We start from the raw sequence: 12,424 nt of genomic DNA, 5'->3' as shown, positions 1-12,424 counted from the left end.
TTTGGTGGGCCCCTCCGGCTCGGGCAAGACACTCACCCTGCGTGCCATCGCGGGACTGCTGCACGTCACCGGCCGCATCGTACTCGACGCGCGCGTTCTGCTCGATATCAACGCCGCCCGCGCCCGGGTGGAACTGCCGGCACGTGACCGACACATCGGGTATGTGTTCCAGCACTACGCGCTGTTCCCCCACTACACCGCCGCGCAGAACATCGCGTATGGCCTGCAGCATCTGCCCCACACCGTCCGCGATGCACGCGTGCGCGAAATGCTCGCGCTCGTGCGTCTCGACCACCGGGCACATCAACGCCCCGCTGCCCTGAGCGGCGGCGAACAGCAACGCATCGCACTGGCCCGTGCCCTCGCGCCCAAACCGTCGCTGCTGCTGCTCGACGAGCCCCTCTCGGCGCTCGATGCTCCGCTGCGCCGCGCCCTGGGCGACGAACTGCGGCAGTTGCACGAACGCACCGGCGTGCCCATGCTGCTCGTCACGCACGACCCCGAGGAGGCGGCGCGCATCGCCGATACCATCATCGAGCTCGAAGCCGGTCGCGTGATCGCCACACGGACCACCGGAGCACAGGCGTGACCACACGCCCGTCGCTGCTCGTGATCGACGACGAGCCCGCCATTCGCTCCATCATTCGCGCCGCCGTGGAGGACGATGGTGGCGTGGCCTTCGAAGCGGCCAACGCGGCCACTGGACTCGAGCTCGCACGTCGTGAGCGTCCAGCGCTCATCGTGCTCGACCTCGGCTTGCCCGATCAGGATGGCGTGGACGTGTGTCGCAGCCTGCGTGAATGGAGTTCGGTGCCCATCCTGGTGCTGTCGGCGCGGCACAGTGATGCGGAAAAGGCGCGTGCCCTCGATGCCGGCGCGGACGACTATCTCACCAAGCCATTCTCCACCATCGAACTGCAGGCCCGCCTGCGCGCCATGCTGCGCCGAGCCCGCATGGCACCGGTGCCGGGCGGCGATGCGCCGCTGGTGCGCGACGGTGTGGTGATCGATCTGGCCAACCGGCAGGTGACACAACACGGCATGCCCGTGCATCTCACGCCCACCGAGTGGGAGCTGCTGCGTGCACTGGTCACGCATGCCGGCCGCACCATGACCCACAAGCAGCTCTTCGATGCCGTGTGGGGACGACATCACGGCGATGCACAGCAGTATCTGCGCGTGTACATCGGACATCTGCGTCGCAAGCTCGAGACAGACCCGCTGCGCCCCACACTGATCGTGACGGAAGGCGGTGTAGGCTACCGCTTCGCCGACGGGCACTGAGCATCCCGGCCTGATCATGCCGATGCCAGACATACGTCAGCAGGATGCCCACCTCCGGTCGAGGCGCACAGCCTGGGCATTGAGCATCGTCGCGTTGCTGGTGGCCACATTGGCCCTGCACCTGGTGCGTGATGCGCTCGACAAGGCCCATGTGGCGCTGGTGCTGCTGCTGGTGGTGCTGGGTGGCAGCGCCGCCGGTGGTCGACTGCTGGGTGTGGTGCTCGCGCTGGCGGGTTTCGTGGTATTCGATGTGTTCTTCCTGCCGCCGTTCAACACGCTGGTGGTGGCGGATCCACTCGACTGGCTGGTGCTGGTGGTGTTTCTCGCCACCGGCGTGGTCGCGGCCCAGTTGCTCACGCGTGCCCAGCGGGAAGCCGACCAGGCCCGTCGGCGCGCTGAAGAAATCGCGGCCCTCACCGCGCAGGCGCAGACCGATGCCGCACATGCCGCCGCGCTGCGTGAGGCCGATCAGCTCAAGGACGCCCTGCTGGCCACCGTATCGCACGATCTGCGCACACCACTCACCACGATCCGCGGCCTGGCCCACGACATCGTGCGCGATGGCGACGAGCGGGCACTGGCCATCGAGGAAGAAGTCGAGCGGCTCAATCGCCTCGTGACCGACCTGCTCGACCTGTCCCGGCTCAAGGCTGGCGGTGTGCCGCTGTCATTGGCGCTCAACACGGCCGATGAGCTGATGGGTGCCACGTTGCAGCGCGTATCCGGCGCCGCGACAGGCCGTGAGATTCGGGCATCGCTCGACCCCAACGAGCCGCTCCTCGTGGGCACGTTCGATCTCACACATTCGGTGCGCATCCTCGGCAACCTGCTCGAGAACGCCCTCAAGTACGCCCCGGTGGACGCACCCATCGACTTCACCGTTGTGCGCGAAGGCCCCATGCTCGCCTTCCGGGTCGCCGACCGCGGCCCCGGCATCGCACCTGACGAACGGGAACGCATCTTCACGCCGTTTCATCGCGCGGCATCGGCGCGTCCCGATGTGGGCAGCGTGGGATTGGGACTGGCCATCGCCCGCGGCCTGGCCGACGCACAGGGCGGCTCACTGGGCGTGACGCCCCGAGACGGTGGAGGCAGCGTGTTCACCCTGCATCTGCCGGCTGCAGACCTGATCGACACTTTCGAAACCCGTTGATCCACTGACCGCCGAGCGGCACAGAGATCCCACAAATCTTTGTGGGATCTTTGTGCGTTCCGGCCGCCCCTTTGTGCGGCCTTCACGGGTTGTCCGGCACCATGCAGCATCGCTCAATCGGGCGGTGACTACCCTCGCGGTAGCCTCACGCACTTCGAGGTCTGCATGCGCGACTTGCTGTACCTGCTGCTCACGGTGGCCTGCTTTGCCGTGATGCTTCTCTACGTCCGGGGCTGCGCGGCCCTCGGACGGTCATCCGACGGGCACGCGTCGCGTGGCGAGTCGGAGCGAGGTCTGCCCTCATGAATCTCTCGTCCACCACGAGCAACGGCTGGCTGCAGATCGCGCTGTTCGCGGTCGCTGTGCTGCTGGTGACCAAGCCGATGGGCTGGTATCTCACGCAGGTCTATGAAGGCCGCGTGCGCTGTCTGGCCCCCATAGAGCGTCGTCTGTATCGCCTCGCCGGTGTCGATGCCACGGCGGATCAACATTGGACCGCGTACGCCACATCGCTGCTGTTGTTCAGCGCCGTGAGCATGCTGCTCACCTATGCGGTGCTGCGCCTGCAGGGCTCGTTGCCGTTCAATCCGGCCGGACTCGGTGCGGTGGCCGACCGACAGGCTTTTGAGACATCGGCATCGTTTGTCTCCAATACCAACTGGCAGAGCTACGCGGGCGAGAGCACGATGTCGTATCTCGCGCAGGCCACGCAGCTCACCTTCCACAACTTTGCCTCCGCCGCCACCGGACTTGGCGTGGCCGTGGCGTTGATGCGCGGCATTGCGCGTCGTGGCACGGGCAACGGTGCCGGTGCTGGCCGCATCGGCAACTTCTGGGTGGACCTGGTGCGCGGCACGCTGTACGTGCTGCTGCCGCTGTCGTGCATCCTCGCCTTGCTGTTCGTGCAACAGGGGGTGCCACAAACGCTGGATGGTGCCGCGGTAGCTCACACACTCGATGGTGCCGTACAAACCATTGCACGCGGGCCCGTCGCCAGCCAGGAAGCCATCAAGCAACTCGGCACCAATGGCGGCGGCTTCTTCAACGCCAACTCCGCACACCCGTTCGAAAATCCTACTCCGGTGAGCAACTGGTGGTCGATGCTGGCGATCTTCCTCATCCCCGCCGGTACCGTGTGGATGTTCGGCCGCGGAGTGGGCAGCACGCGGCATGGGTGGGCCCTGTGGACGGCCATGTTCGTGTTGTTCATCGGCGGCACGAGCGTCGCCTATTGGGCGGAATCGCGTGGCAATCCGCAGCACGCGGCGCTGGGCGTCGACGTGGTCGGTGCGGTGCCAGGGCACGCGGCCGGCAACATGGAAGGCAAGGAAGTGCGCTTCGGCATCGCCAACTCCGCGCTCTATGCGGTGGTGTCCACCGATGCCTCCTGCGGCGCGGTGAACAGCATGCACGACTCGTTCACGGCACTGGGCGGCCTGGTGCCGCTGGTGAACATGCAGCTCGGTGAGCTGATCTTCGGTGGCGTGGGCGCAGGCCTGTACGGCATGCTGATCATGGTGGTGCTCACGGTGTTCATCGCCGGACTCATGGTGGGACGCACACCGGAGTATCTGGGCAAACGCATTCAGCAGCGCGAAGTGCAGATGGTCATGTGTTACGTGCTCGCGTTCCCGGCCATCGTGCTACCGCTCACCGCCATCGCGCTGGTACTGCCCGACGGGCTCGCAGGTCTCAACAACCGGGGCCCACACGGCCTGACGGAGGTGCTCTATGCCTTCACGTCGACGGCCGCCAACAACGGCAGCGCCTTCGCTGGCCTGACCGGTGGTACCACGTTCTACAACACGCTCTTCGGCATCGCGATGCTGCTCGGCCGCTTCGCACTGATCGTGCCCGTCCTCGCACTGGCGGGCTTTCTGGCTGAACAACGCATCGCTCCAGCCACGGCAGGCACCTTCCCGGTCACCGGACCGATGTTCGTCGCGCTGTTGCTCGGCGTCATCCTCATTGTCGGCGCGCTCACCTACTTTCCTGCCCTCGCGCTCGGTCCGGTGGTGGAACACCTGCTCATGACCGGCGGGAGGCTGTTCGCATGACCACCACATCACGCCCCCTCTTCGACAGGGGCATCGTGCGCCGCGCGATGGGAGAATCGTGGCGCAAGCTCGACCCGCGCCAGATGGTGCGCAATCCGGTCATGTTCGTGGTGCTGCTGGGCTGTGTGCTCACCACGGTCACACTGGCGCTCGACATCAGCCGCAGCGCGCCGGACATCGGCTTCACGCTGCAGCTCACGCTGTGGCTGTGGTTCACGGTGTTGTTCGCGAACTTCGCGGAAGCCATGGCCGAAGGGCGTGGCAAAGCCCAAGCCGATAGTCTGCGGGCGGCACGTTCCGATGTGCAGGCCAAACAGCTCGACGCATCCAACGGCGACGTGGATATCGACATCAAGGCGTTCGAACTGGTGTCGGCCAATTCCCTGCGCCGCGGTGCGCTGGTGGTGTGTTTTCCCGGCGACGTGATCCCGAGTGACGGCGAAGTCATCGTCGGCGTGGCCTCGGTGGACGAATCGGCCATCACCGGCGAAAGCGCACCGGTCATTCGTGAAAGTGGCGGCGACCGCTCGGCCGTCACCGGAGGCACCAAGGTGCTCTCCGACTATCTCGTCATCCGCATCGGCGCCAATCCTGGCGAAACGTTCATCGACCGCATGATCGCGCTGGTCGAGGGCGCCTCGCGGCAGAAGACCCCCAACGAGATCGCGCTCACCATCCTGCTGGTGGGACTCACGGTGGTGTTCCTGCTGGCCGTGATCACGCTCGAACCGCTGGCCCGCTACAGTGGCGCGTCGGTGTCCATCCCCGTACTGGTGGCGTTACTGGTGTGCCTCATCCCCACCACGATCGGTGGCCTGCTGTCGGCCATCGGTATCGCGGGCATGGACCGGCTCATCCAGCAGAACGTGGTGGCCATGAGCGGCCGCGCGGTGGAGGCCGCGGGCGATGTGCACACCCTGTTGCTAGACAAAACGGGTACCATCACACTCGGTAATCGTGTGGCGTCGGCGTTTGCACCGGTGCCGGGTGTGGACGAAGCATTGCTCGCTGAACGGGCACAACTCGCCTCACTGGCAGACGAAACGCCGGAAGGCCGCAGCATCGTGGTGTTGGCCAAGGAGCGCTTTGGCTTGCGTGGTCAGCAGGTGGCCGACTCGGAGTTCGTGCCATTCAGTGCCAGCACCCGCATGAGCGGCGTGAACATGCACGGCATCGAACTGCGAAAGGGCGCCGCCGAGGCGGTGATTCGCTGGGTACGCGAGCACACGGGTGATGTGCCGGAGTCGCTGGAGGCGTTGGTGAGCAACATCGCGCGCGCCGGCGGCACGCCGCTGGTAGTGGGTGAGCGCACCAGCACGGGCTGCCGCGTGCTCGGCGTGATCGCCCTCAAGGATGTGGTGAAAGGTGGCATGCGCGAACGCTTCGACCGCCTGCGGGCCATGGGCATTCGCACGGTCATGATCACGGGCGACAATCCACTCACTGCCGCGGCCATCGCCGCTGAAGCCGGCGTGGACGACTACCTCGCTGAAGCGCGTCCTGAGGACAAGATGGCGCTCATCGTGCGCGAACAGCAGGGCGGGCGGTTGGTGGCCATGGCCGGCGACGGCACCAATGATGCTCCAGCGCTGGCCCAGGCCGATGTGGGTGTGGCCATGAACACCGGCACGCAGGCCGCCAAGGAAGCGGGGAACATGATCGACCTCGACTCCAATCCCACGAAGCTCATCGAGATCGTGGAGATCGGCAAACAGTTGCTGATGACGCGTGGTGCGCTCACCACGTTCTCCATCTCCAACGATATCGCGAAGTACTTCGCCATCATCCCGGCGATGTTCATCGCGGCCTTCCCCGAACTGGCCGTGCTCAACGTGATGAGGCTGCACTCCCGCGAGAGCGCCATCCTGGCCTCGGTGATTTTCAACGCGCTCATCATCGTGGCGCTCATTCCGCTGGCGCTGCGCGGTGTCACCTATCGGCCGGCCGCCGCCAACATCGTGCTGCGCCGGAATCTGCTCATCTACGGGGTGGGCGGTCTCATCGTGCCCTTCGTGGGCATCAAGGTGATCGATATCGCGCTCGTCGCACTGCACCTCGCCTGAGCCCAAGCCTGAGCCCACACGGGAGACGTCCATGAAAATGTTCCTGACACAACACCTTCGCCCGGCGTTCGTGATGACAGCCGCACTCTGCTTCATCACCGGCATCCTCTACCCTGGCCTGATCACCGGCGCAGCGCAGCTGCTGTTTCCCGCGCAGGCCAACGGATCGCTCATCGAACGCGATGGTCGTGTGATCGGCAGCGCGCTCATCGGTCAGCGCTTCACGACACCGGGCTACTTCCACGGCCGGCCGTCGACCGCTGGCGTCGAGGGCTATGACGCCATGGCCTCGGGCGGCAGCAACAAGGGCCCCACCGACAGCACGCTCGCGGCACGTATCGCCGAGCGCGTGGACAGCGCCGTGGTGAGCGGTGCTGTGCGCGGCGGCATTCCGGCCGACCTGGTCACGGCATCGGGATCGGGACTGGACCCCGACATCTCGCCGGCATCGGCAACGCTACAGATCGCGCGTGTGGCGCAGGCGCGTGAACTGCCAGCGGCGGTTGTAACCACCCTCGTCGCGCAGCACACCACACCGCGCCAGCTCAGTGTCCTAGGCGAGCCACGCGTAAACGTGCTGCGCCTCAATCTCGCGCTGGACTCCCTGAGCGCGACCATCCCGTCAACGCGTTCAACGCGCTGACTGCACATACAGCTCCACCCCCGAACCCTTCGCGAACCATGAATCCGCTTCTCGTTGCTTCTTTCGTCGTGCCCCTGCTGGGCAGTGACACCGTGAGTGACACCCTCAGTGACACGTTGCGCGTGCAGTCCCCCGTGGTCGACTCCATCGCCAGTGACTCCGCCCAGGCCAAGGTGCCCTTCGGTCACGCCGACTTCACGTGGATGAACGGCCAGAGCCGCCAACGCTCCACACCGCTGCAGCTGGGCAAGCACGTCACCGGCAGCCTGTATCTCGACACCTACTTCTCCCAGTCTAACAACCGCCCGCGCGACAACACGATCGTAGGCTCGGCCAGTATCGGACGCAGCGGTGAATTCCAGATCAACCTGGCCAGCGTCGGCGTATCGTGGAACTACCAGAACGTCATCGGACGCATCGAGCTGCAGTCGGGCAGTATGCTCAACATCGTGCAGGATCTCGACGGCAGCGTGGGCCGAGGCCGCAACCTCACCACCTCCGGTCTGCGCAACATCCGTCAGGCCACGGCCGGCTACCACTTCGCCAAAGGCTACGGCATCGATGTGGAGGCGGGCATCTTCGCCAGCTACGTGGGGCTCGAGAGCTACCTGCTGGGTGAGAACTGGAATTACCACCGTTCGCTGGTGTGCGACTTCACGCCGTTCTACTTCCAGGGCGTGCGGGCGTCGTTCTACCCCACGCAGAAGCTCAAGCTGGAGCCGTGGATCATGAATGGCTTCCAGACGTACGGACGCTGGAACGCGGCGCCCAGCGTGGGCTTCTCCACCTACTATCGCCCCACAGGCTCGCTGGGGCTGATCGGCAACTTCTACTACGGCAGCGACCAGCGCGGCAATCCCGGGCGCAAGCGCTTCCATCACGACAACTCGGTGCTGCTGCGCTACCTCGATCGCCCCACGTCGCGTGGTATCAGCAAGATGGCCTTTTCGCTCAACTCCCACTACGGATTCGAGCAGGGCGGCAACGGTCCATCAGCTGGCCAGGCGTACATGGCTGGCACATCATTCGTGAATCGTGTGTGGTTCAACCAGGACAAACTGGCGCTCGCGGTGCGTGCAGAACTGGTCACCAATCCGTCGCGCTATCTCGCGCCGGTGCCCACACCGGGTGGGTTCACCGACGGTGGTACGGGCTTCACGGCCCGCGGACTCACCGCCACGTTCGATGTCATGCCCACCGACTTCTTTGCGGTGCGCGCCGAAGTCATGACACGCGCATCGAGCGTGCCATTCTTTGCCGGCCCGGGGGGCACCACGTCGGTGGACGGCTACCTGGGGACACCGGGTGACTTCACCCCTGATGTACGCCGAGCGCAGACGCTGTTCACGCTGGCTCTCAACTTCCGGCTCTGATGGCCGCGCTCCCCATTATCGACCCGCGCGATGCGGCAATGCTCTCGCTTCTCCCCCGGGCGGGACGCGGTCGCCTCAAAGTCTACCTCGGCTCCGCGGCGGGGGTTGGCAAGACCGTGCGCATGCTGCAGGAGGCGCACGACCTGCGCCGGCGCGGGGTCGATGTGGTGGGTGGATACATCGAGACCCATGGCCGCGCCGAAACCGCGGCGCTGGTACGCGATCTCGAGGTCGTGCCACGCACCAGTGTGGTGTACCGTGATGTGGCGCTCGAGGAGATGGATCTCGACGCCGTGATTGCCCGTGCACCGCAGGTGGCGCTGGTGGACGAGCTGGCCCACAACAATGTGCCGGGCAGCCGACATCGCAAGCGCTGGGAAGATGTGCTGGACCTGCTGGACGCCGGCATCAGCGTGGTGAGCGCGATGAACGTGCAGCATGTGGAGTCGATCGCCCCGATCGTGCAGCAGGCCCTGGGTGTGGTCGTACGGGAAACGGTGCCGGACTGGGTGCTCGCACGGGCGGATCAGGTGGTGAACATCGACATCCCTGCCGACGAGCTGCGACGTCGATTGATTGACGGCAAGATCTACGCGCTCGACAAGGTCCCAACGGCACTGGATCACTTCTTCACCGCCGAAAACCTCACGACGCTGCGCGAACTGGCACTGCGTGAGGCGGCGAGTTCCGTGGACCGGGAGCGCATGGAGTTGGTGCGCCGCGAAACGGGGCGCAGCGCCACGGTGCATGCCAGCGCCGACCGGCTCATGGTGGCGATGGCCAGTCACCCGCCGCGCACGGCGGCCCTGCTGCACAAGGCGCGACGCATTGCGGGCCGGCTCAACTCCGACTGGTACTGTGTGTACGTACAGACACCGTCCGAGCGCGCCGACCGCATCGACAGCGAAGTCCAGCGGGGACTGGTGGACAACATCCAGCTCGCGCAACGCATGGGCGCTGAAGTGGTGAAGCTGGAAGGCACCGATATCGCGACGACCATCATCGAGTTTGCACGCCGCGAGGGGGTCTCGTTGGTGCTCGTTGGTCGCAGCGAACGATCCTGGTGGCATCGCCTCCGCCACGGATCAGTGGTCGATCGCCTGCTTTCGGGCGGCTCAGGGCTCGACGTACTGATCGTTGGCGGTCGGGATTGATTCAACGGCAACAGCGGGAGGAACACAGATTGCGCAGAGACGCACTACAAACACACAGATACAACAACAAGTGCTTTCTTTGTTGTATCTGTGCGTTTGGTTCTTTCAATCTGTGTAATCCGTGTTCCCCCCGCTGTTGCAGTTCAGCGAGCTCCCACCAACGCTGAACTATCGTCGCGCAGCCCCGCCAGCCGGCCGGTTCGGCAGCAGCTCGGCAATCGCGGCGCCGTCCTTACGCGGGTCCGACGCGCCGAAGTTCACCTTGGTGGTGAAGTTGCGCTGCACGGCCTGTCCTGCGCCCATGCGCGTGCTGGAGAAGTCGCCGCGCATGACGATCTGGTGACCCATCGCGGCCAGTGAGTCACGTACCGCCTGCGAGATACGTGATTCGAAGTTGACGTCGCAGCCGGGGAATGTCTCCTTGGAGAATCGCGGCATATCGAGCGCGCCCTGGATGTTCATGCCGAAGTCCACGATGTTCGACACGAACTGCGCGTGCGCTTGCGCCTGGTTCCAGCCACCCATGATGCCAAAGGCGATCTTGTTGTCACCCTTCTCCATGAAGGCCGGGATGATGGTGTGCAGCGGACGCTTGCGTCCGGCAATGAGATTGGGGCTATCAGCGTCGAGCGAGAAGCCGCCGCCACGGTTGTGCCACACAAAACCCGCATCGGCCACGGCGAGCCCCGCGCCAAAACCCACCGTGGAGTAATTGCTCTGGATGAAGGAGATCATGTTCCCCTCCTTGTCCACCACACTCAGATATGTCGTGCCATTGTCGGTCCCCTCGGCCTGCCCGGCCGGCACCATGCATGTGGCCTTCCGCGCATCGATCTGGGTGGCACGCTGTGTGGCGTACTCCTTCGACTGCAGTGCGGCGACCGGAATCTTCGCAAAGCGTGGATCGCCATTGAAGCGCTGCAGGTCGGCATAGGCCAGCTTCTTGGCTTCGATCATGTGATGCAGCGCCGCCACCGAGTTGTGCCCCATCTTGGCCAGCGGGAAACGCTCCATGATGTTGAGCATCTCGAGCGCGGCGATGCCCTGCCCATTGGGCGGCAGCTCGTACACCGTCCAGCCGTGATACGTCGTGGACAACGGCGTCACCCACTCCGGCTCGTATTCCGACAAATCGGCCGCGGTCATCGTACCGCCGTGGGTTTTCGAGCTCGCCAACAACTTGGCCGCCACATTACCCGTGTAGAACGCGCGGGCGCCCTGCGCGGCGATCTGCCGGTACGTCCACGCCAGTTCGGGATTGCGGAACACGTCCCCCTGCAACGGCAGCTTGCCACCCGGCAGGAAAGTCTTGGCGGTGGCCGGGTCGGCACGCAGTGCTTCTTCGCTGTCCTTCCAGTACACGCTCACCACTTCGCCCACCGGAAAGCCGTCCTCGGCATATCGAATGGACGGTGCCAGAATTTGTGCGAAGCTGAGTTTTCCGAAGCGCGTGCGCAGCACCTCCCACCCCTTCACGGCACCGGGCACCGTAGCCGCGTCGATACCACGCTGCGGCATGCGCGTATTGCCCTTGCCGCGCAGGTACTCCGCCGTGAGTCCCTTGGGTGCCCAGCCCGAGGCATTGAGCCCATACAGCTTGCCCGTCTTGGCCTCGTACACGATCGCAAACAGGTCGCCGCCAATGCCATCGTTCATCGGCGCCACCAGTCCCATCATCGCGTTCACCGCAATGGCCGCATCGATGGCATTGCCGCCTTGCTCCAGAATGCGGGCACCCACCTGCGAAGCCAGTACGCTCTCACTCGCCACCACCCCCTGCGACGACGACACCATCGACCGGGATTGTGATCGATCCTGCGCATTGAGCGTTCTGGTGGCCAGCATCGAAATGGCGATTGCAGCGGCCGCTCTGGGCGAGACGAGACGATGGATCACTGGTATTCCCTGTAGGGGTCAGACTGCAACAGCGGGGGAACGCAGATGACACAGAGAAACCAACAAACACACAGATACAACAAAGGAGCTTTAGTGGTATCTGTGCGTTTTGCAGTTCTTCTGTGCCATCTGTGTTCCCCCCGTCTTTTTCAAATACCGCCGTAGCACACGTACTTGATCTCGAGGAACGAATCCAGGCCGTACTTCGACCCCTCGCGACCCATACCCGACGCTTTCACGCCGCCAAACGGCGCGACTTCGGTGGAGATGAGTCCTTCGTTCACCCCAACCATGCCGTACTCCAGCGCTTCCGACACACGCCAGCACCGGCCCACGTCGCGGCTGTAGAAGTAGGCCGCCAGTCCGAACTCGGTGTCGTTCGCCATCGCGATGGCTTCGTCTTCGGTGTGAAAGCGGAAGATCGGTGCCACCGGCCCGAACACCTCCTCGCGAGCAATGCGCATATCCGGCGTGGCATCCGCGAGCACTGTGGGCTCGAAGTACAGCCCTCCCTGCCGATGGCCACCACGCAGCAACCGCGCGCCCTTGCTCACTGCGTCGGCAATGTGCGCCTCCACCTTCTGCACACCCTTCTCGTTGATGAGCGGGCCCACTTGCACTGTCGCGTCCAACACATCGCCGGTGCGCAGTCCGCCAACTGCGGCGTTGAATCGCTCGACGAACGCGTCGTACACACCGTCCTGCACCAGGATACGGTTCACGCACACGCAGGTCTGCCCATTGTGGCGATACTTGGCCGCCAGCGCACCGCGCACAGCGGCATCGAGGTCCGCATCGTCG

At 64.8% G+C, this 12,424-nt stretch carries 11 protein-coding genes; 9 read left to right on the top strand and 2 right to left on the bottom strand.

Features of this window, described 5'->3' with window-relative positions; genetic code table 11:
* The 9 genes from VGE27_RS10180 to VGE27_RS10140 all read left to right on the top strand — a co-directional run.
* Positions 1-589, top strand: a 589-nt coding sequence (locus VGE27_RS10180) for an ABC transporter ATP-binding protein (RefSeq protein ID WP_331049543.1), incomplete at its 5' end; no start/stop codon positions are given.
* Positions 586-1,284, top strand: a complete 699-nt coding sequence (locus VGE27_RS10175; protein WP_331049542.1) for a response regulator — start codon at positions 586-588, stop codon at positions 1,282-1,284. The genes VGE27_RS10180 and VGE27_RS10175, both read left to right, overlap by 4 nt.
* 22 nt (positions 1,285-1,306) lie before the next feature.
* A complete protein-coding gene (locus VGE27_RS10170) occupies positions 1,307-2,437 on the top strand; it encodes a sensor histidine kinase (protein ID WP_331049541.1) in 1,131 nt (376 codons plus the stop codon).
* 165 nt (positions 2,438-2,602) lie between these two features.
* Positions 2,603-2,743 carry a hypothetical protein gene (locus VGE27_RS10165; RefSeq protein ID WP_331049540.1) on the top strand — a complete coding sequence of 47 codons (141 nt, stop codon included), beginning with the start codon at positions 2,603-2,605 and terminating at the stop codon, positions 2,741-2,743.
* A complete protein-coding gene (gene kdpA / locus VGE27_RS10160) occupies positions 2,740-4,494 on the top strand; it encodes a potassium-transporting ATPase subunit KdpA (RefSeq protein WP_331049539.1) in 1,755 nt (584 codons plus the stop codon). Before VGE27_RS10165 ends, kdpA begins: the two co-directional genes overlap by 4 nt.
* Positions 4,491-6,557, top strand: a complete 2,067-nt coding sequence (kdpB, locus tag VGE27_RS10155) for a potassium-transporting ATPase subunit KdpB (RefSeq protein WP_331049538.1) — start codon at positions 4,491-4,493, stop codon at positions 6,555-6,557. Before kdpA ends, kdpB begins: the two co-directional genes overlap by 4 nt.
* 43 nt (positions 6,558-6,600) lie before the next feature.
* A complete protein-coding gene (gene kdpC, locus VGE27_RS10150) occupies positions 6,601-7,200 on the top strand; it encodes a potassium-transporting ATPase subunit KdpC (protein ID WP_345788006.1) in 600 nt (199 codons plus the stop codon).
* A 38-nt stretch (positions 7,201-7,238) separates the two neighbouring features.
* Positions 7,239-8,573, top strand: coding sequence for a porin (locus tag VGE27_RS10145; RefSeq protein WP_331049536.1), 1,335 nt, complete (start codon positions 7,239-7,241; stop codon positions 8,571-8,573).
* Entirely contained in the window at positions 8,573-9,727 is a 1,155-nt protein-coding gene (locus tag VGE27_RS10140; protein ID WP_331049535.1) for a sensor protein KdpD, read from the top strand. The genes VGE27_RS10145 and VGE27_RS10140 overlap by 1 nt, the downstream gene beginning before the upstream one ends.
* Positions 9,728-9,895: 168 nt before the next feature.
* On the opposite strand, the gene ggt is transcribed toward VGE27_RS10140, so the two are convergent.
* Complete coding sequence (gene ggt / locus VGE27_RS10135) at positions 9,896-11,623, bottom strand: gamma-glutamyltransferase (RefSeq protein WP_331049534.1); 1,728 nt, start codon at positions 11,621-11,623, stop codon at positions 9,896-9,898.
* Positions 11,624-11,772: 149 nt separating this feature from the next.
* A partial coding sequence (locus VGE27_RS10130; protein WP_331049533.1) for an aldehyde dehydrogenase family protein occupies positions 11,773-12,424 on the bottom strand: 652 nt, incomplete at its 5' end.

The sequence above is a fragment of the Gemmatimonas sp. genome, from assembly GCF_036405635.1.
GTDB lineage: Bacteria > Gemmatimonadota > Gemmatimonadetes > Gemmatimonadales > Gemmatimonadaceae > Gemmatimonas.
Note: the sequence above shows the minus strand (reverse complement) of the source record. Positions and strands in the feature narration are given on the sequence as shown.